Origin of the sequence: Streptomyces sp. NPDC006798 (assembly GCF_040635975.1) — a bacterium.
Taxonomy (GTDB): Bacteria; Actinomycetota; Actinomycetes; order Streptomycetales; family Streptomycetaceae; genus Streptomyces.
On record NZ_JBEYIS010000017.1, the window covers coordinates 28,567 to 52,594 of the forward strand.

Sequence of the window (24,028 nt, forward strand, 5' to 3'; positions counted from 1 at the left end):
GGAGGGCACGGCTCCGCGACACCGCCCGGCCGGCACGGGTCAGCCGATGGCCCGGCCGTACGCCCGCAGCGTCAGCAGCGCCTCGACGGTCACCATCGGCCGGGCCTCCAGCGCCGTCCCCGGGGCCCACTGCCGCCAGGTCAGCGGCCAGCCCCCGTCGTCCCGCTGCTCGCCGGCGAGCCGGTCGAGCGCCCGGTCCATCTCGCCGTCCGTGAACCAGCGCCGGGCCACCGACCCGGGTGTACGGGCGTAGTCGTACGGGTAATGGTGCTCGCCCGGCGCGTAGCCGGGGGAGACGGGCTGTTCGTCCGCCCGCTCCGGATCCAGCACCACCAGCCGTCGCTCCCGTACCAGCCGCCCCAGCCGGTCGGCGGCCGTACGGGCCCGCGCCCGGTCCGGGACGCCGTCGAGGAAGGCGATCGCCGCCTCGACCTCGTACGGATGGGAGTCCTCCAGCGACTCCACCGCCGCCCAGCAGAAGTCTGTGGCCCGGAAGAGCCAGGCGTGCCAGACCTCGTTGCGGTGGAGCAGGCCCACGACCGGTCCCGTGGTCAGCAGTGAGCCGGGCGGGTCGGCGACGATCGGGACGAAGGGCGCCGCCGGATAGCCCCGCTGCGACGGATGAACGGCGGGCAGCGCGCCCTCGGGGGTCGACACCCCGGTCAGATAGCGGCACAGCCGTTCCGCGCGGGGACCGCCGCAACGGCCGATCGCGTCGAGGACCCGCAGCGCGTGCGCGGTGTGCAGCGGCTGGCTCACCGGACCGCGCAGATCCGGTTCCAGCGCGTGGCCGTAGCCGCCGTCCTCGTTGAGATAAGGGGCCAGGGCCGCGTCCACGGCCTCGGCGCTCCCGCCCAGGAAGTGATGGGCGAAGCGCCGCTGCTCCAGAACGCGGGCGGTGAGCCAGACGAAGTACTCGGCGCGGGCGAGCGGTGACGCGGAGGACGGGGGCACGGCCGTACCGGATCCGGCGATTTCATCGGGTTCATCCAGGTCCATGTACCCGACCGTAAGGTGCCGCGGGCGCCGGGGCGGCTAGAGGGCCGGGGCGCACTCCCTGCGCGGGATACTGGCGTCATGCGGTTGACGATTTTCTGGGAGCGGATGGCGGACCACTTCGGATCCGGCTACGCCGACTCCTTCGCCCGGGACCATGTGATGACCGAACTGGGCGGCCGGACCGTCCACCAGGCGCTGGACGAGGGCTGGGAGGCCAAGGACGTCTGGCGTGCGGTCTGCGCGGCCGTCGACGTACCCGCCGACAAGCGCTGACCCGGACCGTTCTCCGTTCCCCCGCTCTCCGCCGCCCGCTTCCGGGGCCGGTCCGGCACCGCGAGGTACCGGCCGCGCCGGACACGGACCCGGGCCGCTGCCGCCTTCCGCGTACGGCCCGGCCGCGTCCGACCGGCCCGGCGGTACGGGCCGGAGGCCACCGGGACGGGCGCCCGGACCGGATCGACACCCGTCCTTCGTCCACAGGACATCGGGGCGGGTCCCCGAACACGGCCTCGGTAGGCGACACTGGGCCGGTGGCCCCGACGAGCGACCAGTACGACGACAACGAACACGACGGATCCGCCGACCGTGCCGGTGAGCACCGGCGCGGTCGCGGCGGCCCCGGCTCCCGTTCCCGCGACGGCGACGAGCCGGGCGACGGGAGCGGCCGGGCGGCCGAAGGACCCGACCGGAGAACCGTGCCCGCGCAGGGCACGGCCCCCGGCCCGCCCGCGCAGAGCGCGGGTGTCGCGACCGCCGCACCCTCGCCCGGGAAGGGCCCGGACGGCACCGCCGAGGACGTGACGCCGCCCGCGGGCCCGCCGCCCCGGGCGACGGGCGGCGCGCTCGGCCCGGCCCGGATGCCGCGCTGGCTGCCGCGCGCGATCGTCCTCGCGCTCGCCCTGTACGCCTGTTTCCAGCTCGGGGCCTGGGCCTTCCATCAGCTGATCGGGCTCCTGCTGAACGTCCTGATCGCGTTCTTCCTCGCCCTCGCCATAGAGCCCGCGGTGGGCCGGATGGCGGCCCGGGGGGTACGGCGAGGACTCGCCACGTTCCTGGTGTTCTTCGGGATCCTCGTCTTCTCCGTCGGCTTCGTGGTGCTGCTGGGATCGATGCTGGCCGACCAGATCGTCACCATGGTCGAGGAGTTCCCCAAATACCTCGACTCGGTGATCAACTGGATCAACGCCACCTTCAAGACGGAACTGTCCCGGGTCGAGGTCCAGGACAGCGTGCTGAAGTCGGACTGGCTGCAGCAGTACGTCCAGAACAGCGCGAGCGGTGTGCTGGACGTCTCCGCCACCGTCCTCAGCGGGCTCTTCCGGCTGCTGACGATCTCCCTCTTCGCGTTCTACTTCGCCGCCGACGGGCCACGGCTGCGCCGGGCGCTCTGCTCCGTACTGCCCCCGGCCAAGCAGACCGAGGTCCTGCGCGCCTGGGAGATCGCCGTCGCCAAGACCGGCGGCTATCTCTACTCGCGCGGACTGATGGCGCTGATCTCGGGTGCCGCTCACTTCGTGCTGCTGGAGATCCTCGGGGTGCCGTACGCCCCGGCGCTGGCCGTCTGGGTCGGTCTGGTGTCCCAGTTCATCCCGACGATCGGCACCTATCTGGCCGGGGCCCTGCCGATGCTGATCGCCTTCACCGTCGACCCCTGGTACGCGGTCTGGGTGCTCGGGTTCGTCGTGGTCTACCAGCAGTTCGAGAACTATGTCCTGCAGCCCAAGCTGACCTCCAAGACCGTCGACATCCACCCCGCCGTGGCCTTCGGCTCCGTGATCGCGGGTACGGCCCTGATGGGTGCCGTGGGCGCGCTGATCGCGATCCCGGCGGTCGCCACCCTCCAGGCGTTCCTCGGCGCCTATGTGAAGCGGTACGCCGTGACGGACGACCCCCGGGTCCAGGGACATCGCGACCGGCGGCCCGGACAGCTGCTGCGGATCTTCCGCCCGTCCGGGGCCGGGCGGACGACCGTCCCCGACCCGGCCGGACCGACCACCGGCGACTGAACCGCCCGGAGCGGGAACCCGGCCCGCGCGAGGCCCGGCGGCATGCCCGTACGGGTACGGCGCCCCGGGGCGGGGCCGCCGTACGACACCCGTGCCGGGTCGGCCGACCGGCCGGGGTGTCTTACGGCGCCCCCGGCCGGGCTCTCCGGGTCACATCTGGGCGAGCATCTCCCGGGCGTCTTCCAGCAGCTCGGCCGACTCCTCGCCGTCCCCCTGCTCCAGCTCCGCGACGAGCGCCTTCATCCGGTCCTTCGCGGCGTCCCCGTCCCGCTGGTGCTCCGTCCAGGCCGCGCGCGCCAGCGCGTCGAACCGGTCGTAGACCGCGGCGAGGCCGAACTCGGCGAAGAGTTCGGCCGCCCGGTCCAGCAGCCCTATCGCCCGGCCCAGGACCTCCGCGCGGCCTTGCCCGTCGCCGCCGGAGCCGTCCCCGGAACCGCTCCCGGCCGAAGCTCCGGCCCCGATGGTCTCCCCGGCGCCCTCCTCGTCCCCGGCGGCTGTTCCGGCCGCCTCCTCGGCTGCCGTTTCGGGGGTCTGGGCGGTGAGCAGCCGGGCGAGCTGGAAGCAGGTCTGCGCCCACTCGTACCGCAGCTCGGGCGATTCGGCCTCCTGGACCAGGGTGAGCGCCTCCGCCATGAAGGCGTGGGCCTTCCCGTACTCCGCCAGGGACGTATCGGCCCGCAGCCGCAGCCACGCCAGCGACCGGAGCACCCGCACCTCGGCGACCACGGAATCCCCGACCCGCCGCCACAGCTCCAGCGCCCGCAGATAGGCCGCCTCCGCACCGTCGACCACTCCGGCCTCGGCGAGCGCCTCCGCCGCCGTGTTCGCCAGACTCGCCTGCGGCGCCGGATCCTCCCAGCCGGTGACGGCGTCGGCGGCGAGCAGATACTGCTCCGCCGCCCCGCGCGGGTCGCCCACGCGCTGGAGCAGCCGTCCCAGCATCCGCCGGGCCCCAACGATCTCCTCGTCATCGCCCTCGGCCACCAGATCGGGGAGGATCGAATGCAGTACCTCGACCGCCTCGGCGGCCCGGTCCGTACGGGCGTACGCCTCCGCGAGCAGCAGCCGGGCCCGGCTGCCGGGCCCCTCCGTCCGCCCCGCCTGGTCGAACCAGTGCGCCGCGTCCAGGGCGAGGTCCGCGGCCTCCGCCGCGCCGTCCTCGGACCTGATCAGGACGCTCGCCAGGGTCAGCCGTACGGAGCCCTGCGCATGCGGTTCGGTCAGCTCGGCCGCGTGGCCGAGCGCCGCCCGGGCGGCGGCCTCCGCGGCCTCGGCGTCACCGAGCGCCGCCACGACACCCGCCCGGACCGACAGCGGCTCGCACGCCTCCCAGGGCCGTCCGGCGGCGATGAACCGCTCCGCCGCCGACGTCAGCAGCGCCGCGGCGCGCTCCGGCTCACCGGCGGGCAGCAGCAGATGCGCGAGGGTCAGCTCCGCCTGGGCGAGGACGTCCACCGTGCCGTAAGGATCGGCCCCGGCACCGGCCGGGCTCACGGCGGCGGACCTGGCCGCGACAAAGGCGTCGAGCCCGGCGAGCAGCACCGGGTCGACCTCCTCCGGGCCGTGCTCGTGCCCCACCTCCGCCGGGTCCTCCGGGTCCGTCGTCGTCTCCGCGGCCCGGTGGCGCAGCACCGGGCCCAGCCGCAGCTCCGCCAGCTCGGCCAGGGCGACCCGCCGCTCCCGCGTGGGGTCCGACACGTCCAGCTCCCCGGCCGACCGCACGGCCGCCGCCAGCAGTTCGGCGATCTCCTGGCCCGGGGCGCCGGAGCGCGCCGCGGCCCCGGCCGCCGCCAGCTCCGTATACGCGGCCCGGCTCGGCCGCCCCGCCGCCCGGTGGGCCCGGGCTGCTTCGAGGAACCGCCCGGTCGCTTCCGGGGCGCCGTCCTCGGCCGCGTCCCCGGCCCCGGCCTCCAGCAGATCGGCGGCGAGCGCCGGGTCGTCGGCGGCACCCGGCTCCGAACCGGCCCGGCGCGCGACCTCGGCCCACCGGGCGCGGGCCGTCGGATGCCCCTGGCGGCGGGCCGCCCTGGCCCGTTCGACCAGCTCCGCGAAGGACGGCGGCGCCGATGACGCAGCCACCGCAGCCACCCCGGACACCGCCGATACCGCCGCCGACGCCCCCGACGGTTCGCCGCCGTCGGCCGCCGCGTCCCCGGCGGGCCGGGGGGACGGCACCGCCGCCGGGGAGAGCCGGGGGCTGCGGACCCCGAGCGGCAGCGCGTCGACCAGGGGCCGCCGGGCGATCCGCTCGGCCAGCAGCTCCGACACATGTGTGGTGCCGTTGCGCAGATCGAAACGGGCGGCGATACCGGTGGCGTCCGCGTACATCAGGTCGTACAGCTCCGTGACCGTACGCACCGCCCCCTGGTGGGAGACGGTGGGCCGGTCGCCGTGTCCGGTCTCCCGCAGTCGGCGCAGCAGGACCAGCACCCCGCCATTGAGGTCCATCTGGGCCTCGACGTCGGTCAGGGAACCGAGATGCCCGGCGTGCTCCGAGAGGATTTCGAGCCCCCGGGCCTCATTGCCGGTCAGGGCGCAGAACTCGATATGCGCGCCGATCGAGCGGAGCAGGCTCTCATTGCCCCGGGCCAGGCGGTAGCCGCGGAGATGGTGTGAGCGGGCCTCGTCGGCCCGGCCCAGCCGCAGCAGCGGAAGCAGGGAGAGGGCGAGCACCCGGTGCGGTTCCTCCATGCACGTCAGGGTGTTGTCGAGGACCGGGGTCCAGATCCGTACGGCCTCGGCGTCCTCGCCCCGGCGGGCCCGGTAACGCCCCTGGTCGTTCAGCTCGCAGGCATGGCAGTCGCTCATCGAGTCCCGGTCGGCGGCCAGCCAGGCGGCGAAGGCCCGCTCGGTCCGCTCCTCGTCGCCGGTCGCCTCGGCGAGGACGTGCTCGGCCTGGCGGACGGCCCGCGCGCTGTGGCCCGCGAGCCGGTACCGCCGCTCCATGTCGACGAGCCAGCGCTCCACCGCGTCCAGCGGGACGTCCGGCGAGTCGACGATGCCGCCGGTGACCCACTTGAAGCGCCAGAACAGGCTGTGGACCTCGTACGAGCCGAAGGCCGCCGGGTCGCGGTCGTACTCCTGGAGGAGCCGGGCGAACGGCACCACCATCTTGGTGCGCTCGGCGCTGTACTCGTAGGCGTCGATCAAACCCATCAGGGACTGCCGGAACAGTCCGGGGTCACCGGCCGACTCGGCCGCGGCGCCCAGGGACTCCGCGCGGGCCGTCCGGGCGGGGCCGTGGGAATCCCGGGCGTTCTCCAGCAGGCCCCGGCGGATTTCCTCGACGGTCATCGTGGTCACTTCTGGTCCTCCTGCGACGCGGCGCTCGGGGCGGGGTGGGTCGCCCATTCCAGAAGCCCGAGGAAGGCCCGGTTGAGCAGGGTCGTGTCGGCGGGCCGCAGCGGCCGCTGGGCCATCAGCAGGGCCTGCCCGTACAGCGATTCGACCGCGGTACCGGTCAGCTCGGGGTCGGGGAGCGCGGCGATCCGGCGGATCAGCGGATTGTTGTGGTTCAGCACCAGCCGGGCGCGGGGCGCCGAGCCGCGCAGGGACCCGAGGATGTCGCTCCACAGCGAGTCCGCGTTCTCCCGGGCGGTCGACCGGTCGCGCTCGTGGCGGGCCTGCCGGTCGTCGAGGTAGAGCGCCGGGACCGTCACGGGCTGGAAGGCCCGCAGCGCCACGTCGCAGCCGTACGGATCGAGCCGGGTACGGGCGGCGGCCAGGAAGGGGGTCAGCGCCAGCTCGGTTTCGGTGGGAACCGGGTCGAGCCGCTCGGTGACGGCGCCCGCGTCCAGCTCGGTCACCGTCACCCCGGGGCGGACCGAGGGCAGCAGAGCGAGCAGATCCGCGTCATAGGTGTAACCGGCGTTGACCACACCGAGGCCGTGGGCGGCGGCGATCGGGGCGATCTGGCGGAACTCCTCGACGGTCCGGGTGAAGTGGATCCGCCCGTGCGCCGCGGCGAATTCCTCCAGGGCGACCTGGCCGTCGCTGGTCTCGAAGGGCAGCCACGGCAGCATCAGCCCGAACAGCTCCGGGTCGTGCCGGGCCAGCGACTTCACCCCCAGATGGTGGACGTCGAGGAAGGCCGCGAGCCGCCCGGGGTCACCGGCGGCCAGCTCCGTCAGCCAGCCGCGGACCGCGTTCCCCAGCGCGTCCCGGACGGCGGCCAGGGTCTCGTCGTCGTAGAGGTTCTCCCGGGACGCCGTCGGGCGCAGGGAGTCCGTGTCCACCACGGCCCGTACGAAGAACGCCCACTCCGGCAGCAGATTGTCCGCGCGGTCGGTGAGCAGCATGCCCTTGAGATAGGCGCGGTGTCCCGCCCGGTGGGCCGGGCTGGTGGGCTCGGGGAGCACATAGGCGACCCCGCGCACCCCGGCGACCGGCAGATCCAGGTCGATCGTGTCGAGCGGGGTGAAGCCGAACAGCCGGGAGCAGTGCCCGGCGAGCGCCACCCGGCGGGCCGCGGGGGTGGGGTACTCGCGGTCCCACAAGGCGGGCCGGTCGGTGACCGGGCGCTCGGCCCCGGAGCCGTCGGCGAAGACGATGTCGTACGGCAGCAGGGAGCCGAAGTCGCGGGCCAGCTCCTCCACCCGGCCCGGCTCCAGCCACTCCGCGGCGCCGGGGCGGGGCTCCAGCCGGACGGTCGTCCCCGGTTCGGGCCTGGCCTCGTCGGGCAGGACGCGTACCGTGTACGAACCGTCGTCGCGGGCCAGCCACTCCACCGGGGGCGCCTCGGGCGTCCGCGCCGAGCGGGTGACCACCCGGATCTCGCGGGCCACGACGAAGCAGGCCAGCAGCCCGATGCCGAACTGGCCGAGGAACTCCCGGCGGGCCGACTCCAGGCCGTGCTCGCCGCCGCGCTTGGAGCTGCGGCCGATGGTGGCGAGCAGGGTGTGGACCTCGTCGGCGGTCAGGCCGATACCGCTGTCCTCGATCGAGACCGCGCCCGCCGCGGCGGAGAGCCGGATCCTGATCCGGGCGTCGGGGTGGACGGCCCGGCGGGCGGTGACCGCGTCCACCGCGTTCTGGAGCAGCTCCCGGACGTAGACCCGGGGGCTGGAGTAGAGATGGTGGGAGAGCAGATCCACCAGGCCGCGCAGATCGACCTGGAAGCTGTTGCTCTCGGGAGGGGTCTCCTCCGCCTCGACGGTGGACGTCATACCGCATCACCTCGCGCTGCGCACTGGACCGGCCGGGGAGGGCCGGAGAGAAGTAGGGAACGGGCGATCGCGAGGTTCCCCCCCTCACGGATCACGCACGGGAATCAGAGTAGAGGCGGCCACTGACAATCCTCTCGGCTATTTGTCGCCGGGAGGCGGCCGCCGCGACCGGTCGAACGGCTGTGGGGGAGGAGACGGCGGCGGTGCGTGAGGCGGGGGTGGCGTCTCGTACCGGCGGCGGGGCCGGAGCCGTACGGCCTCACCGGTTCGGCGGCGCGCCGGGCGATGCGCTTGACACCAAAATCGAACATCCATTCTTATGGAGGCTCCGGCGCCGGGCTTCACCGGGGCGTCGTCCACAGGCGGGACGGGTGCCGGGGCCCATTGTCAGTGGCAGGGGTTAGCGTCTTTGACGTGAAGCGATCGACACAAGCAAACCGGGTGGAACCCATGGCAGGAACCGACCGCGAGAAGGCGCTCGACGCCGCGCTCGCACAGATTGAACGCCAATTCGGCAAGGGCGCGGTGATGCGCCTCGGCGAGCGGCCGAACGAGCCCATCGAGGTCATCCCGACCGGGTCGACCGCGCTCGACGTCGCGCTCGGCGTCGGCGGGCTGCCCCGCGGCCGGGTGGTGGAGGTGTACGGACCGGAGTCCTCCGGTAAGACGACCCTCACGCTGCACGCCGTGGCCAACGCGCAGAAGGCCGGCGGCGCCGTCGCCTTCGTGGACGCCGAGCACGCCCTCGACCCGGAGTACGCGAAGAAGCTGGGCGTCGACATCGACTCCCTCATCCTCTCCCAGCCGGACAACGGCGAGCAGGCGCTCGAAATCGTCGACATGCTGGTCCGCTCCGGCGCGCTCGACCTGATCGTCATCGACTCGGTGGCCGCCCTCGTGCCGAAGGCGGAGATCGAGGGCGAGATGGGCGACTCGCACGTGGGCCTCCAGGCCCGGCTGATGAGCCAGGCCCTGCGGAAGATCACCAGCGCGCTCAACCAGTCGAAGACCACCGCGATCTTCATCAACCAGCTCCGCGAGAAGATCGGCGTCATGTTCGGCTCGCCCGAGACCACGACCGGTGGCCGCGCGCTGAAGTTCTACGCCTCGGTGCGCCTCGACATCCGCCGGATCGAGACGCTGAAGGACGGTACGGACGCGGTCGGCAACCGCACCCGCGTCAAGGTCGTGAAGAACAAGGTCGCCCCGCCCTTCAAGCAGGCCGAGTTCGACATCCTCTACGGCCAGGGCATCAGCCGTGAGGGCGGACTGATCGACATGGGCGTGGAGCACGGCTTCGTCCGCAAGGCCGGTGCCTGGTACACGTACGAGGGCGACCAGCTCGGCCAGGGCAAGGAGAACGCCCGTAACTTCCTGAAGGACAACCCCGATCTCGCCAATGAGATCGAGAAGAAGATCAAGGAGAAGCTGGGCGTGGGCGTCCGGCCGGAGGCTCAGGCCGCCGAGCCGTCGGCGGACGCGGCGAGCGGGCCGGCGACCCCTCCCGGAGACACGGCGAAGTCGGTGCCCGCCCCCGCCGGCAAGGCCAAGCCGGCCAAGGCCGCGGCGGCCAAGAGCTAGCCCATGGCCCGGCGCACCGAATGGCCGGGCGGCAGCGCCGACTCGTCGAGGGCCGAGAAGACGCTGCCGCCCCAGGATCCGGCCGAGCGGGCGCGGGCGATCTGCCTGCGTCTGCTCACCGGCACCCCACGGACCCGGAAACAGCTCGCGGACGCGCTCCACAAACGGGAGATCCCGCCGGAGGTGGCCGACGAGGTGCTCTCCCGGTTCGAGGACGTGGGGCTGATCAACGACGCCGCCTTCGCGGACGCCTGGGTCGACTCCCGGCATCACGGCCGGGGGCTGGCCCGCCGCGCCCTCGCCCGTGAACTGCGGACGAAAGGCGTGGACCCGGCCCTGATCGACGAGGCGGTCGGGCGGCTGGACTCCGAGAGCGAGGAGGAGACCGCCCGCGCCCTGGTCGAACGGAAGCTGCGCGCCACCCGGGGCCTCGACCGGGACCGGCGGATCCGGCGGCTCGCCGGGATGCTGGCCCGTAAGGGCTATGGCGAGGGCATGGCCCTGCGGGTGGTCCGCCGAGCCCTCGAAGAAGAGGGCGAACCGCTGCCGGACGGGACGGTGGATGCCTTCGACAGCTCTGATCCCATGGAATCCGCGGATTCCTACGATCCGCCGTAACACGCACGGCACGGGGCGTCAGGACGGCGCGGATATCCGACAGCGACGGTCCGGATCCTCCGGTGGGCGCCGCCGTCGGCCCGGCCGTCGCCGATGGGCCCGGCGAACTCCGCCGGGCATACGGCCTACGGTTCACGGGACCGGCGCCGCGCTCCGCGGGGGAGACTGCGGCGTCCCGGACCCGTCGACGGCCCCGGATCCGACGCCGAGGTGGCGCCTCCCGGCGCCCGGAGCACGGCGGTCATGGGCCGCACGGAGCCTTGGGACGACCAGTCCTCCCCTTCCGCGCAACCGGGACGGGCGGGCGAGGAGGACCGTACGGACCTTACGCCGGGAGCAGTCATCGCTCGGCGGGCTCGCCGACGGAACGCCCCCGGCACGGTCCCGGCCGCTCGCGGCCGTCAGACGACGGGCAGCCCCGCCGCCTTCCACGCCTGGAAGCCGTCGATCAGATCCGTCGCACGGTGCAGGCCGAGCTGACGGAGGGAGGCCGCGGCGAGGGACGAGGCGTACCCCTCGTTGCAGACGACCACGATCCGCAGATCGTGGCCGACCGCCTCGGGCAGCCGATGACTGCCCCGGGGGTCGAGCCGCCACTCCAGCTCATTGCGCTCCACGACGACCGCCCCCGGGATGAGCCCGTCCCGGTCGCGCAGCGCCGCGTAGCGGATGTCCACCAGCAGGGCGCCCGCCGCCGCCTCTTCGGCCGCCTCCCCGGCCGACACCCGGTCGAGCCCCGCCCGGACCCGCTCCAGCAGGACATCGATGCCGACGGGTGCGGCGGGGCTGTCGGCGGTTGACGCTTCGGTTGAGATGTTGTCGCTGCTCACTGCCAGTCCTCCGGACGCTCGACCTGTTCCAGGCGGAGTACCGCGCCGGTACGGCTGAACCGGCGGATCAGCGGCAACGGCGGATAGTACGCGTGTACGGAGACGGCGTGCGCGGCCGACGCGTTCAGTACCTCGTGCACATGATGGCGGCCGAACGCCCGGCCCTGCCCCGCTGCCAGCCGGCGCTCCCGGTCGAAGTCCTCCGCCAGTTCCAGGGTCTTCCAGCCACCGGCCGGAAGCCGGACCGCCAGGGAGTGCTCCACCAGTTCGCCCGTCGCGGTGGCGAAGGCGCCGAGCGATTCGGCGTGGTCGTGCCAGCCGGTACCCGAACCCGGCGGCCAGCCGATCAGCCATGCCTCGCTCGCCCCCGGCCCGGCCAGCCGTACCCAGGTACGGCCGTCGGGATCGAGCGGAAGGGACGCGATCAGCTCGGGGTCGGCCGCGGCCCGGCGGACGAAGTCGAGGAGTTCGGCGGAGGTGGGGCCGGAGCCCCGGGCGGCCGGACCGGCCGGAACGGGCGAGGGGCCGGTGGGACCGGCGGAGTCGGAGAAGACCGACGGCGGAGCGGGGGATGACGAGGGGGGCGCGGACGACGGGAACGACGGGGACGACGAGGTCGAGGTGTTCGGTGGGGTCGGCGGGCGGGAGGGAAACGCGGACACGGGCTGGGACATGGTTGAACCGTCCTGAGGAGTTCGCGGAGGCGCGCGGGAACGCGAAGCGGCCCGTACGGTGCGCGCGGAAACAGCGACACCGGAGCGCCGGGAGAAGGAGGGAGAACGTCGCGAAGTCAGACGGACGGTCGACACACGCAGCCCGCGTAGCGGAGCAGGTCCATATGGACCCTCCGCCACAGGCGTACATCGGTGTCGGTCACGGATCGGAGTACACCATCGGTGCCCTCCCTCGGTCAATTGACGTCCGCGGTGCTGTCGCTGGGCGCCGCCGAGGCGTCGCCGCCGCCGCGGACCGCGTCGGCCGCCGCGTACAGCTCGTCCGGACGCACCCCCGGGAAAGCGGCGACGAGATGCCCGTCCGGCCGTACCAGCAGCACGGTATGGGCGGACGCCCCCGGATATGCCTCGGCCACCAGCAGTTCGGCGGGTACGGGCAGGGCGGAGACCGCGGCGTCCAGCCGGGGCATCACCCCGGCGCCCTGCCAGTGCCTGCGGTCCCACACCCCGGTGCCGGGCGCGATCAGCAGGACCAGCAGCCGCCCCTGCCCCAGCCGGTCCCGGAGCCGCGCCCCGGTACCGTCCGGGGCGGTCACCGGTACGTCCTCGACCGGCCCCCCCGGTTCCGTGGCGACGGCGACCTGGGCCGCGGTGCGTTCGGGCGCGAGCGGCGAATGAGTGTGCGCGGGCGGGGCGCCGAGCGGCCCCCGGCCGAGATGGGCGTCCGTGAGCAGGGCGTCGTGGCCGCGCGCCGTCCCGGGCAACCGGACCCGCAGACCCCCGCCCCCGCGAACCGACGACAGGACGTGGTCGGCGGCGCGCAGCCGGGCCGCGACCGCGGTCCGCCGCTCCGCCTGGTAGCTGTCGAGCAGTGTCTCCGAGCCGTCGTGCCGACGGGCGTACGCCAGCTTCCAGGCCAGGTTGTCGACGTCCCGCAGCCCCTCGTCCAGGCCCTGGGTCCCGAGCGCCCCGAGCAGATGCGCCGCGTCGCCCGCCAGGAAGGCCCGGTCCACCCGCCAGCGCATGGCCAGCCGGTGGTGCGCCGTGTACACGCCGGTGTCGAGGAGGTCGTACGGCGGAGTCGTTCCGCACCAGCCCGCGAGGGTGTCACGGACCCGGGCCACCAGAGTGTCGGGGGTGACCAGATCGGTGCCGGGCGGCAGCAGCCAGTCCAGCCGCCAGACGTCGTCGGGCAGGGGGCGGGCGGTGATCTCGGCGGCCGCGCCGCGCCACGGTGGCTGACGGTGCAGCAGGGCCTCGTCGGGCCGGGGGAGTTCGACGCGCAGGGTGGCCACGGCATGGCGTTCCACCGCCGTACGCCCGGGGAAGCGGATGCCCAGGAGTTTGCGTACGGTCGACCGGGCGCCGTCGCAGCCCACGACATGGCTGCCCCGCCACCAGGTCGCCTCCGGGGCACGGGTGTGGACGGTGACCGCGCCGGGCTCCTGCTCCAGCGCGTCGATCCGGCCCCCGGGGACCAGGGTGACCAGCGGCTGGGCGGCGACCGCGGCCCGCAGTCCGCGAGTAAGGGCGTGCTGGGGGATGTGCAAAGGCGAAGGAGGGGCGTCGCCGCCCAGCGGCAGCCGTCGCACCTCCTGCTTACGGCGTATCGAGCGCCAGCCGGTCCAGTGGGCGCCTTCGTCGCCGAGGGTGGTGCAGCCGAGGCGGTCGAGGGCCGCCGCCGTGTCGGGGCGCAGGACGACGGTCCTGGCGGGACGGGGTTCCTCGGTCTCGCTGCTCTCGTCGAGCAGCACCGACGGTACGCCCTGGCGGCCGAGCGCGAGGGCGAGGGCCAAGCCGACCGGCCCGGCGCCGACGACGATCACCGGGTCCACGGAGCGGCTCCTCGGCCTCGCGGGGACGTCAGGGCGGTCGTTGGCGTTCGGGAAGGTTCGGTGGAGCCCCGGTGCGCGATCACAGAACGTATGCAACCCACTGGGGGTGTCTGCGTCAAGTGACGGGGGAGCGGCACGGCGGGCGCTGATCCATCGGGGGTGCGCGGGGTGGCGACGGCGGAGGCGGTAGCGCCGTGTTCGGCACTACCGCCTCCGCTGTTCCCACCCTGGTCGTCGCCCGTTCGTGCTTACGCTGCAGTCCCGGTGTCCCCGGCCGCGGCTTCGACGGACTCGCCGCTGAGGACCGCCCCGGTGCTCTTCTTCCCCCGCCGGATCCGCTTCTCCAGCCAGCTCGCGAAGCTGGTGAGCACGAAGTTCAGCAGAATGAAGATGATCGCGATGACAGTGAGGGTGGCTATGGTGTTCGCGCCGTAGTTCGCCGTGATCGCCCGGTTCTGGGAGAGCAACTCCGCAAAGCCGAGGATGGCGCCGCCGAGTGCCGTGTCCTTGACGATGACGACGAGCTGGCTGACGAGCGCCGGCAGCATCGCGGTGACCGCCTGCGGCAGCAGAACGAACGTCATCATCTGGCCCTTGCGCATCCCGATCGCCTGGGCGGCGTCGGTCTGTCCTCGGGGCAGCGACAGAATTCCGGCCCGGACGATCTCCGCGATGACCGAGGCGTTGTAGAGCACCAAGCCGATGACGACGGCGTACAGCGGCCGGAAGTCCGACTCGATGTCGGTGAATTCCACCAGGAACTGGAAGGCGAAGACCATCAGCAACAGTACCGGGATGGCGCGGAAGAACTCGACCACGGCACCGACCGGCACCCGGACCCAGGCATGGTCGGACAACCGCCCGATACCGAGCGCCGCGCCCAGCGGCAGGGCGATGGCCAGCGCGATCGAGGCCGCCTTGACCGTCTCCCAGAGACCCGGAAGCAGGAAGGTGGTCCAGACCTTGGAGTCGTTGACGAAGGGGCTCCACTTCGCCGATTCGAGCTGCTCCTTGTCCGCCATGGTGGCGAGAATCCACCAGAGGGCGAGCCCCAGCACCACTACGAAGCCGATGGTGTAGGCGATGTTGCGGGCCTTCGCCTTGGGGCCCGGCTCGTCGTACAGAACGGAACTCATCGCTTCACCGCCACTCGCTTGGCCACCCAGCCCAGAAGCAGACCGGTCGGCAGGGTCAGAACGATGAAGCCGAAGGCGAAGACGCCGAAGACGGCGAAGAGCGCGTCGGCCTCGTTCTCGACCATCGTCTTCATCAGGGCCGAGGCTTCCGCCACACCGATCGCCGAGGCCACCGTGGTGTTCTTGGTGAGGGCGATCAGCACATTGGTGAGCGGGGTGACGGCCGAGCGGAACGCCTGGGGGAGTACGACCAGGGTCAGTACCTGGAAGAAGCTGAAGCCCATGGCCCGGGCGGCCTCAGCCTGTCCGATGGGGACCGTGTTGATCCCGGAGCGCAGCGCCTCGCAGACGAAGGTGCCGGTATAGGCGACCAGTCCGAGGACGGCCATCCGGAAGCCGATGTCGTCGAAGTCTTCGGCGCCGAAGGTGACGCCCAAAGTCGAGGCGAGGCCCAGGGAACAGGCGACGAGGACCACCGTCAGCGGAATGTTACGGACGACGTTGACATAGCCGGTACCGAAGGCCCGCATCACCGGGACGGGGCCGACACGCATGCCAGCCAGCAGTGTTCCCCAGATCAGGGAACCGACGGCCGAGTAGACGGTGAGTTCGACCGTCAACCAGAACGCGTCGAACAGGTCGTACTGCGGGGAATCGAGGAAATCGAACACGTTGACCCGCGATCTCTCCTGGTGAGTAGATGGCGCGTGCCATCGGCCGCCGGGGCCGATGGCACGTCACCGCTGGCCTCAGCTCGCGTCGATCGCCGGCGCGGGCTCGTACTTGTAACCGGACTTGCCGAAGTTGGCCTCGACGAACTTGTCCCAGGAGCCGTCCGACTTCATCTTCTCGAGGGCCTTGTTGATCTTGCCCTTGAGTTCGGTGTCGCCCTTCTTGATACCGATGCCGTACTTCTCCTCGCTCAGCTTGAGCCCGGCGAGCTTGAACTTGCCCTGGTGCTCGGCCTGGGAGGCGTACCCGGCCAGGATCGAGTCGTCCGTGGTCAGTGCGTCCACGGACTTGTTCTCCAGGCCGGTCAGGCACTCGGAGTAGCCTCCGAGCGGCTGGAGGTTGGCCTTGGGGGCCAGCTTCTCCTTGATGTTCTGGGCGGAGGTGGAGCCGGTGACCGAGCAGAGCTTCGCGTTGTTGAGGTCCTCGGCCTTGGTGATGCCCGTCTCGTCCTTGCGGACCAGCAGATCCTGGCGGGCGATGAAGTACGGACCCGCGAAGTCGACCTTGGCCTTGCGCTTGTCGGTGATCGAGTAGGTGGCGACGATGAGCTTGACGTCACCGTTGGCCAGCATCGTCTCCCGCTGGGCGCTGATGCTCTGCTTCCACTCGATGTCCTTGGCCTCGTAGCCCAGTTCCTTGGCCACATAGGTCGCGACATCGACATCGAAGCCGGTGTACTTGCCGTCCTGGGTCTTCAGGCCGAGCCCGGGCTGGTCGAACTTGATCCCGATGGTGATCTTGCCGCCGCCGTCGCCGGAGTCGCTGCCGCCGCAGGCGGTCGCGGCCAGGGAGAGGGTGAGAACGGTGGCGATGGCCGCGGATACCTTGCGGGCGCGGAGCTTCATGTGAACATCCCTTACGTCGTGGTTCGCCGTTGCTGAGCCGTCCGTCGGCCGACGCGACCCGGGACCGTGACCCGGCCCGGAACCAGCCCGGGTTCGGTCCGGATCTGGTCCGGGCCGCCGGTCCGATACGGATACGGATGCGCGGCGGTCCCGGCGGGTCGGTCGGTCCCGGCCGGAGCGTGTGGCCCGGGCGGCAGCCGAAGTACTGGTGGGTGACGTGACCGCTGGGGTCAGTGGTGCAGGATCTTCGACAGGAAGTCCTTGGCGCGGTCGCTGCGCGGGTTGCTGAAGAACTCGTCGGGCGTGGCCTCTTCGACGATCTTGCCGTCGGCCATGAAGACGACCCGGTTGGCGGCGGAGCGGGCGAAGCCCATCTCGTGGGTGACCACGACCATGGTCATGCCGTCCCGGGCGAGCTGCTGCATGACCTCCAGCACCTCGTTGATCATCTCGGGGTCGAGGGCCGACGTCGGCTCGTCGAACAGGATGACCTTGGGGTCCATCGCCAGCGCCCGGGCGATCGCCACCCGCTGCTGCTGGCCGCCGGAGAGCTGCGCCGGATACTTGTCGGCCTGGGTTCCCACGCCGACCCGGTCGAGCAGCTCGCGCGCCCGCCGCTCCGCCTCGCCCTTGTCCTTCTTGCGGACCTTGATCTGGCCCAGCATGACGTTCTCCAGGACCGTCTTGTGGGCGAAGAGGTTGAACGACTGGAACACCATGCCGACATCGGCGCGCAGCCGGGCCAGCTCACGGCCCTCCGAGGGCAGCGGCTTGCCGTCGATGGAGATCGACCCGTTGTCGATGGTCTCCAGCCGGTTGATGGTGCGGCAGAGGGTGGACTTGCCGGACCCGGAGGGTCCGATGACGACCACGACCTCACCCCTGGCGATGGTCAGGTCGATGTCCTGGAGGACATGCAGTGCACCGAAGTGCTTGTTGACATCGCTCAGTACGACCAGGTCCTCGGCCGCAGGAGCGGCACTTCCGTCGTCCTTGGACACAGACACTCCGCTCATCGGCCCACAGCTCCCGTCCTCCTTGGTGGGGAGGACAGTAGTGACCCGGTGCGACCAGCGTCATTACATCTGAGCGGAAATTGAGCATAACGATCCGGCCTCGTCCGGATACGATGAGTGAACGAGATGACCATCGGCGTACCGGCTGGATAACGGATGCGGGCGGGCGGGGGGAATGTCCTTGACTGTCCGGCGCGGAATCGGCCTTCATGCGGTGGTACGTCATCGCGTGCGCCGGGAAGTGACGCCATCGGGCACGGCCGGTTACACAGCAAGCACGCATCGAGCATCGACGGCTGCGGGGAATCCGCGGTGTGATGCCACGACCGAAGGGGGGACATGAGACTGCTGCTCGTCGAGGACGACGATCATGTCGCCGCTGCCCTGTCGGCCGTCCTCGCCCGGCACGGCTTCGATGTGGTGCACGCCCGCAACGGCGAGGAGGCACTGCGGGCCGTTCTGCCCGCGACCCATCCCGGCAAGCCGCCCTTCGGGGTGGTGCTGCTCGATCTCGGCCTGCCCGACCAGGACGGCTACCAGGTCTGCGGAAAGCTGCGGAAGATCACCGCCACTCCGGTCATCATGGTGACCGCGCGGGCCGATGTCCGCTCCCGGATCCACGGACTCAATCTGGGCGCCGACGACTATGTCGTCAAGCCGTACGACACCGGTGAACTGCTCGCCCGGATCCATGCCGTGGCGCGGCGTACGACCGTCGTCGAGGAGTCGCCCGCCGCCGGTGCCGCGGACGACGCGCTGCGGCTGGGCGCCGTAACCGTCGAACTGCCCACCCGCCGGGTCAGTGTGGACGGTACGGCCGTCCAGCTCACCCGGAAGGAGTTCGATCTGCTGGCGCTGCTCGCCCAGCGCCCGGGGGTGGTGTTCCGTCGGGAACAGATCATCAGCGAGGTCTGGCGGACCAACTGGGAGGGGACCGGGCGGACCCTGGAGGTCCATGTGGCGTCGCTCCGCGCCAAGCTCGGTATGCCCGCCCTGATCGAGACCGTCCGCGGCGTGGGCTACCGCCTTGTGACACCGGGCGACTGAGGGGACCGTGCGTACCCGCCTTCTTCCCCTGCTGATCGTGCTGATGGCGGGAGTCCTGCTGGCGCTCGGCTTCCCGCTCGCCGTCAGTTTCGCCGCCGGCCAGCAGCAGCGGGTGGTGGTCGACCGGATCGACGACACCGTACGGTTCGCGGCGCTGGCGCAGTTCGTCACGGCGAGCGAAGGCGCCGAGCCGGAGCGCAGATCGATGCTCCAGGACCAGCTCAACCGGTACTACTCGACCTACGGCATCCATGTGGGGGTCTTCCTCCGGGACGGGAAGTCCCTGATGGCCCGGGCCCCCGGCAACTGGGTCGTCCCCGCCGAGGGACAGGGCCGGGAGGCGTTCCGCGAGGCCCTGACCGGCCGCCGCTCCCAGGACCCTCCGCAGGTATGGCCCTGGGACCGGGACGGACGGCTGGTCGTCGCCTCGCCCGTGGTCCGCGACGGGGACGTCGTCGCCGTCGTCCTCACCGACTCGCCCACCGACCAGCTCCGGGAGCGGGTACTCCGCGGCTGGCTGCTGATCGCCGCGGGGGAGAGCGCCGCGATGCTGCTCGCCGTCGCCGCCGCGTTCCGGCTCACGGGCTGGGTGCTGCGGCCCGTACGGGTACTCGACGCGGCCACCCACGACATCGCCACGGGACGGCTCAACTCCCGGGTGGCCGCCGCCGGGGGGCCACCCGAACTGCGCCGGCTGGCCCGCTCGTTCAACGAGATGGCCGACAATGTCGAAGGCGTACTCGAACAACAGCGGGCCTTTGTCGCCGACGCCTCCCACCAGTTGCGCAACCCTCTGGCGGCCCTGCTGCTCCGGATCGAGCTGCTGGCGCTGGAGCTGCCGGAGGGCAACGAGGAGATCGCCTCCGTCCGTACCGAGGGCAGACGTCTCGCGCAGGTACTCGACGACCTGCTCGATCTCGCACTCGCCGAACATGCCTCGGCTCCTCTCGAACTCACCGATATCGGCGCCCTGGCGGCCGAACGCATCGCCTCCTGGCGGCCCGTGGCCGAGGACAAGGGTGTCCGGCTGACCGGGACCGGGGGCGCGGTCACGGCCTGGGCGGACCCCATAGCGCTCTCCAGCGCCCTGGACGCGGTGATCGACAACGCGGTCAAGTTCACCCCCGGCGGGGCGGAGGTCACCGTGGCCGTCGCCTCCCGGGGCGAGAGCTCCACCGTGGTCGTCACCGATGAGGGCCCCGGACTGACCGAGGACGAACTGGCCCGGGTCGGCGACCGCTTCTGGCGCAGCAACCGGCATCAGAACGTCAAGGGCTCCGGACTGGGGCTCTCCATCTCCCGGGCGCTCCTCTCGGCGGGCGGCGGCACCATCGGCTACGCCCATCACGAGCCCCAGGGGCTGGAGGTCACCCTCACCGTCCCCCGTACCCCACCGGCCCCTACGGCTTGACCGAGCGGTAGTAGCGCCCGGCCCCCTCGTGCAGCGGCAGCGGTTCGGTGTAGATGGCGGTCCGCAGATCCACCAGCTGGGCCGGATGAACCGTACGGCCGATGCCGTCACGGCTGCGGATCACCGTTCTGGTGAAGCCCTCCACCAGGGCGGAGTCCGTGCGGTCGGTGGTGACCAGCAGATTCGCCACCGCCATCGAATTCACCGGGACGCTGCTCTGGGCGCGGGGATAGAGATCCGGGGGCATCACCGCGAACCGGTAGGAGCCCGTCGGGTCGCCCGCCCGGTGCACCTTCTCGATCAGGCCCCGCTCCAGCGGGACCAGACGTATCCGAAAGCGCTCCGAGAGCGACTGCACCGACTTCGTCGGCAGCCCCCCGGACCAGAAGAACGCCTGAATCGTTCCGTTCTCCAGCAGCTCGGGAACGGTGTCTATACCGTTCGGCACGCCCGTGACGTCCTTCACCGGATCGAGGCCCGAGGCGGCCAGCAGCCGGTCCGCTATCAGCCGGACCCCCGACCCCGGCTGGCCGACCCCCACCTTCAGCCCCCGCAGATCCGCGACCTCGCGGACCCGCGAGTCCGCGGGCACGACCAGCTGGACGTAGTCGTCGTACAGCCGGGCACAGCCCCGCAGCCGGTCCGCGCCCGGCCTGCCCTCCCGCTGGTACTGCGCGACGGCGTCGGCGGTGGCGATCGTGAAGTCCGCCTCCCCCGAGGCCACCCGGGCGAGATTCTGCCGCGACCCCTCACTCGTCAGCAGGGTGATGTCCACCTCCGGCAGATCCTCGGCGAGGGCGTCCTTCAACAGCGCGCCGTACCGCTGGTACACCCCGTTGTGCACACCGGTGCTGAAGGTGACGGAGTCCCGCGGCTCCGGCTCTCCCAGCGGCAGCAGCCACCACGAGAGCAGCCCGAGCGCCGCGAGGACGGCGGCGGCCCCGGCGAAGAGCCTCGCGCGGCGGGTGCGGAGCGGATTCGTGAACATGCTTGCGATCCTGACAGGTCACTCACCGTGATGACCAGAGCCCTGGCGAGGACTCGCCAGAGGCGGAATACCGGCCTCCGTCGGTATCCGGGCGGGGGCGTGCCGGACACCGCCTACTCTTGTTGCATGAGCAGCACGGACCGGAGCGGCGCAGTGGACGCCACACGTACATATGAGGTTCGCACCTACGGGTGCCAGATGAACGTCCACGACTCCGAGCGGCCTCAACCCTACGGGTGCATCCTACTTGGTTCGTAACGGGCGGTCAGCTACTCAGCAGAATCCTCACTGTGAGTAGTTTTCCCTGGTCCGGTGGCGGAGTACGGACAGATGAGTCTCATGACGAGAATCCACGCTCCCTCTAGAAGCCTCTGAGAGCCGTTCTAAGAGCCTTGCAGCCTTCCTAGGTCCCTCAGGACCCCTACTTTCTTACAAAGCCCTACAGGGCCTTCTGAACCCCTAGCAATTGCTAGGGGCTTTTTGCTGTCTAGGAGACTGTTCGGTCAAGGAGTCTTGGCCATGGTCGATAGTCAGTGTCTCCCTTTGCCTTAGAGCAGTTACATGAACGGCAGAGAACTTGCATGTTGAAAAGTGCGTGCTCTCCTTCACCTACCGGCCGGATATGGTCAACAGTCAAGTCATCAGTAGAACCACACTTCATGCACTTCTCTCCGTAGAAGCCTAGGACTACTTCCTTCCAGTCAGTGACAAGGGAGTAGGGCTTAGCGTTCTTCAGAGCGACATTCCTTGCTCTCTGATAGTCGGCTCTCTTTCCAGGGTTGTCTATTCTCCATTGCTTTGTTGCCTCTAGTCTCTTGTCGCGGTTCTTCTCATAGAAACCCGCCCAAGTTTCCTTGTGGGCACCCTTCTGACAGTCACGACAGTAGGACTGCAAGCCATCCTTGGCCTTCTTGCTCTTATTGAACTCTTCTAGGGGAACCTCATGGTCACCCTTCTTGCAATACTTCATTTCTCCTCCTACGAGAAAACCCCGGGATTACCGGGGCTCTAGTCTCAGTAGCCAAGCTCTCTGCTTAGCCGTCTTCCTGCTTCTCTTGCTGCTTGATTCGCTCTCCTAAGGTCTGTATCCCATCCAAAGTCAAAGAGGGTGCCGTTAGACCTTCTACACTCCCACCAAAATTCATCAAAGAGGGGGACCAGGAGCACTCTGCCTAGTGGCTCTTCATTCCTCACGAGTAGCCGCCACTGCTTCGGCTAGGTTCGTTAGCACGTTCTCTAGTCCAACAATGACTAGGTCTGCATCCATCATTCGATTGATGAGCAAGTACCCAATGGTTACGTCAAGCTCTCCCTCAATCACCTCTAGTTGTTCTCTGCTCATCATGCGAAATCCTTCTCTCTCGTGTTGTAAGTCTCCTTGGTTGCTCCCAAAGCCTTCCTGTTGGTCAGTACCTTCCTAGTACCGGTTCCATCGTATTCATATGAAGCCTTGCGCTTGTCACGGTTCAAAGTGTCCGTGACCTTACGAACCACTCGGCTGTAAGCCTTCCTTGTCGCTTCATCCTTTGAGTCTGAATTCATGAGGTAGTTCTCTAGTCGGTTCTGGTCTGCCTCTGAGAGTCCATCAACAACCCGCGCGATATCTGCAAAGACTGCTAGGTCATCGTCTCCATGAACGCTCTTGGCATCCTCAGGGACCATCATTCCTTCTCTGGTTCCTCCTAGGTACTGCTCAATCATGATTCTGACGTCTTCAGTCTGGTAATCATAGATGTCCGTCTGGACAAAGAATGCATTCTTCTCCTTCATGCAGTAGCCCCATGCTCGGTTCCTCAGTAGAACCCTGGTGTAGCTCTCTGGACGCTCCAGAGATTCAAAGGCGGCTACTAGCTGCTTCTCCTTGAGGACTAGTTCAATGGCTAGCTCCTGGTAAATGTCTTCTGTCTCAACCCGCTCAAAGGTTCTGTGGAATGACTCAGCAACTCTCTTTGCGTAGTCAAGCCACTCGTTCAATACAAATTCCATCGTTCAATTCTCCTGTGTGTTTTATTTCAAGGGCGTCGTCTCCTCCGCGCGTTCTGCCCTTACATGTTTATTGTCTCACGGTTTGCATTATGAGGCGAAACCGTAAAGGAAAACCCCGCCGTTTTGGCGGGGTTCTCAGTCTTACTTGGCGTAAGCCTTGATGAAAAGCTCAGCTACTCGATACCCAAAGGCTCCTAGAAGCCCAAAGATGAAGAAGAAGGTTAGTGCCTCAATCACGCTGCTACCTCCTTGCTCTTCTGGTAGGCACGTGAGTAGTGAGTGGAGCAAAGCCCCTTAGTCAGTGCTGGCTTCTTGCAGTCATCCTCAGAACAAGGAGTGTTCTTGGCGATTCTCTCGGCTGTGTTCTTTGCGCTGATAAGGCTCAAGCACTTGCGGCACTTAGAGCGGTAACGGCCACTGCTGTTGAGTGAGAAGTCTTCTAGAGGCTTGTGCTCATCGCACTCAGTGCATGTACGGCCGTTCTCATCTACCTGAGCAATGACTCTCTTGCGTAGGGGAGTCAGTTCCTTACCGCTGTACTTCTGCATCAGGTGACCCCTGCAAAGACCATGTGCAGCAGACTGCTTGTCGCAACCTTCAAAGAAGCACCCAACGAAAACCTTGCGGCTGAGTCGTGAAACTCCTGAATTACATGGCTGGCAGGATGGGGCTAGGTTCTCCGGGCGGTTGTCGTTCTTGATGCCGTTCAAGTGGTCTACAACTAGACCTTCTTCAGTGTTCTCAATGTGGTTGATTCCCCAGGAGAGGACTCTTCCACATCCCCAGTAGCACTCATGCTGACCAGGGCCAATCTCGTTCCAAAGAACGATGCGGTGGTAAGGCGTAACACCTGATGGGTTAGCAATCGGGTGGTTGTAGCCAATGTAAGTCACATAGCCAGACTGCTTGTCTGTGTAGGTGTGACCCTCGTTCTCAACTCTCCAAGCCTTCTGAGCGGCAATGACCTTCTCAGGGTTGGCTTCTCTCCATTCCTTGTTTGTTGCGTCTACGCAAGTCTTGCAACGGCTTAGCTTGCCGTTCACCGTTGACTTGCTGTTGTAAAACTCCTCCTGGTGCTTCTCTTCACCGCATCCAGGGCACTTCTTAAAGCCTTCCTCGTTGAAAGGGTTCTTGTTCATGTTGTTTTCTCCATTATTAG

Annotated in this window: 22 protein-coding genes; 6 read left to right on the top strand and 16 right to left on the bottom strand. The window is 69.4% G+C overall.

From position 1 onward, the window contains the following. Nucleotides 1–39 precede the first annotated feature (39 nt). The gene (locus ABZ714_RS14140) at nucleotides 40–999 is read right to left on the bottom strand and encodes a hypothetical protein (protein ID WP_358825470.1); all 960 of its coding nucleotides are present in this window, start codon (nucleotides 997–999) and stop codon (nucleotides 40–42) included. A gap of 78 nt (nucleotides 1,000–1,077) precedes the next feature. Here ABZ714_RS14140 and ABZ714_RS14145 point away from each other — a divergent pair, with 78 nt between their 5' ends. Together ABZ714_RS14145 and ABZ714_RS14150 are read left to right on the top strand one after the other, a co-directional pair. Then, entirely contained in the window at nucleotides 1,078–1,272 is a 195-nt protein-coding gene (locus ABZ714_RS14145; protein ID WP_358825471.1) for a DUF3046 domain-containing protein, read from the top strand. Between the two features lie 584 nt (nucleotides 1,273–1,856). Beyond that, nucleotides 1,857–3,005 (top strand): AI-2E family transporter, encoded by a 1,149-nt coding sequence (locus tag ABZ714_RS14150; protein WP_358825558.1) that lies wholly within the window; start codon nucleotides 1,857–1,859, stop codon nucleotides 3,003–3,005. Nucleotides 3,006–3,155: 150 nt separating this feature from the next. Here ABZ714_RS14150 and ABZ714_RS14155 read toward each other — a convergent pair whose 3' ends face one another. Then, the gene (locus ABZ714_RS14155; RefSeq protein ID WP_358825472.1) at nucleotides 3,156–6,308 is read right to left on the bottom strand and encodes a tetratricopeptide repeat protein; all 3,153 of its coding nucleotides are present in this window, start codon (nucleotides 6,306–6,308) and stop codon (nucleotides 3,156–3,158) included. Then, nucleotides 6,305–8,170, bottom strand: coding sequence for an HSP90 family protein (locus ABZ714_RS14160; RefSeq protein ID WP_358825473.1), 1,866 nt, complete (start codon nucleotides 8,168–8,170; stop codon nucleotides 6,305–6,307). Before ABZ714_RS14160 ends, ABZ714_RS14155 begins: the two co-directional genes overlap by 4 nt. Before the next feature lie 450 nt (nucleotides 8,171–8,620). On the opposite strand from ABZ714_RS14160, the gene recA reads away from it, so the two are divergent. Together recA and recX are read left to right on the top strand one after the other, a co-directional pair. Continuing rightward, entirely contained in the window at nucleotides 8,621–9,751 is a 1,131-nt protein-coding gene (recA, locus tag ABZ714_RS14165) for a recombinase RecA (protein WP_358825474.1), read from the top strand. Between the two features lie 3 nt (nucleotides 9,752–9,754). Further along, the gene (gene recX / locus ABZ714_RS14170; protein ID WP_358825475.1) at nucleotides 9,755–10,369 is read left to right on the top strand and encodes a recombination regulator RecX; all 615 of its coding nucleotides are present in this window, start codon (nucleotides 9,755–9,757) and stop codon (nucleotides 10,367–10,369) included. A 401-nt stretch (nucleotides 10,370–10,770) separates the two neighbouring features. Here the strand turns inward: recX and ABZ714_RS14175 are convergent, their stop codons facing one another. The 8 genes from ABZ714_RS14175 to ABZ714_RS14210 form a co-directional block, all read right to left on the bottom strand. Further along, nucleotides 10,771–11,199, bottom strand: a complete 429-nt coding sequence (locus ABZ714_RS14175) for a rhodanese-like domain-containing protein (protein ID WP_358825476.1) — start codon at nucleotides 11,197–11,199, stop codon at nucleotides 10,771–10,773. Next, nucleotides 11,196–11,873, bottom strand: coding sequence for a cysteine dioxygenase (locus ABZ714_RS14180; RefSeq protein ID WP_358825477.1), 678 nt, complete (start codon nucleotides 11,871–11,873; stop codon nucleotides 11,196–11,198). Before ABZ714_RS14180 ends, ABZ714_RS14175 begins: the two co-directional genes overlap by 4 nt. A gap of 116 nt (nucleotides 11,874–11,989) precedes the next feature. Beyond that, entirely contained in the window at nucleotides 11,990–12,076 is an 87-nt protein-coding gene (locus ABZ714_RS14185) for a putative leader peptide (protein WP_358825559.1), read from the bottom strand. 33 nt (nucleotides 12,077–12,109) lie between these two features. Continuing rightward, nucleotides 12,110–13,708, bottom strand: a complete 1,599-nt coding sequence (locus tag ABZ714_RS14190; RefSeq protein WP_358825478.1) for an FAD-dependent monooxygenase — start codon at nucleotides 13,706–13,708, stop codon at nucleotides 12,110–12,112. A gap of 248 nt (nucleotides 13,709–13,956) precedes the next feature. Next, complete coding sequence (locus tag ABZ714_RS14195; protein ID WP_358825479.1) at nucleotides 13,957–14,844, bottom strand: amino acid ABC transporter permease; 888 nt, start codon at nucleotides 14,842–14,844, stop codon at nucleotides 13,957–13,959. Beyond that, a complete protein-coding gene (locus ABZ714_RS14200; protein ID WP_358825480.1) occupies nucleotides 14,841–15,515 on the bottom strand; it encodes an amino acid ABC transporter permease in 675 nt (224 codons plus the stop codon). Before ABZ714_RS14200 ends, ABZ714_RS14195 begins: the two co-directional genes overlap by 4 nt. A gap of 78 nt (nucleotides 15,516–15,593) precedes the next feature. Next, on the bottom strand, nucleotides 15,594–16,421 hold the full coding sequence (locus ABZ714_RS14205; RefSeq protein WP_358825481.1) for a glutamate ABC transporter substrate-binding protein: 828 nt from the start codon (nucleotides 16,419–16,421) through the stop codon (nucleotides 15,594–15,596). A 230-nt stretch (nucleotides 16,422–16,651) separates the two neighbouring features. After that, on the bottom strand, nucleotides 16,652–17,437 hold the full coding sequence (locus tag ABZ714_RS14210; RefSeq protein ID WP_358825482.1) for an amino acid ABC transporter ATP-binding protein: 786 nt from the start codon (nucleotides 17,435–17,437) through the stop codon (nucleotides 16,652–16,654). 339 nt (nucleotides 17,438–17,776) lie between these two features. Here ABZ714_RS14210 and ABZ714_RS14215 point away from each other — a divergent pair, with 339 nt between their 5' ends. Then, nucleotides 17,777–18,484 carry a response regulator transcription factor gene (locus ABZ714_RS14215; RefSeq protein WP_358825483.1) on the top strand — a complete coding sequence of 236 codons (708 nt, stop codon included), beginning with the start codon at nucleotides 17,777–17,779 and terminating at the stop codon, nucleotides 18,482–18,484. Nucleotides 18,485–18,491: 7 nt separating this feature from the next. Beyond that, on the top strand, nucleotides 18,492–19,895 hold the full coding sequence (locus tag ABZ714_RS14220) for a HAMP domain-containing sensor histidine kinase (protein WP_358825484.1): 1,404 nt from the start codon (nucleotides 18,492–18,494) through the stop codon (nucleotides 19,893–19,895). Here ABZ714_RS14220 and ABZ714_RS14225 read toward each other — a convergent pair. The 5 genes from ABZ714_RS14225 to ABZ714_RS14245 form a co-directional block, all read right to left on the bottom strand. Then, nucleotides 19,885–20,883: a TAXI family TRAP transporter solute-binding subunit gene (locus ABZ714_RS14225; protein WP_358825485.1), complete on the bottom strand. Its 999-nt coding sequence runs from the start codon at nucleotides 20,881–20,883 to the stop codon at nucleotides 19,885–19,887. The two genes, ABZ714_RS14220 and ABZ714_RS14225, sit on opposite strands and share 11 nt — an antisense overlap. A 487-nt stretch (nucleotides 20,884–21,370) precedes the next feature. Further along, nucleotides 21,371–21,853 carry an HNH endonuclease signature motif containing protein gene (locus ABZ714_RS14230; RefSeq protein WP_358825486.1) on the bottom strand — a complete coding sequence of 161 codons (483 nt, stop codon included), beginning with the start codon at nucleotides 21,851–21,853 and terminating at the stop codon, nucleotides 21,371–21,373. A gap of 213 nt (nucleotides 21,854–22,066) precedes the next feature. Then, entirely contained in the window at nucleotides 22,067–22,228 is a 162-nt protein-coding gene (locus tag ABZ714_RS14235) for a hypothetical protein (protein WP_358825487.1), read from the bottom strand. Then, the gene (locus tag ABZ714_RS14240) at nucleotides 22,225–22,869 is read right to left on the bottom strand and encodes a hypothetical protein (RefSeq protein ID WP_358825488.1); all 645 of its coding nucleotides are present in this window, start codon (nucleotides 22,867–22,869) and stop codon (nucleotides 22,225–22,227) included. Before ABZ714_RS14240 ends, ABZ714_RS14235 begins: the two co-directional genes overlap by 4 nt. 233 nt (nucleotides 22,870–23,102) lie before the next feature. Next, nucleotides 23,103–24,008, bottom strand: coding sequence for an HNH endonuclease (locus tag ABZ714_RS14245; RefSeq protein WP_358825489.1), 906 nt, complete (start codon nucleotides 24,006–24,008; stop codon nucleotides 23,103–23,105). Nucleotides 24,009–24,028 lie beyond the last annotated feature (20 nt).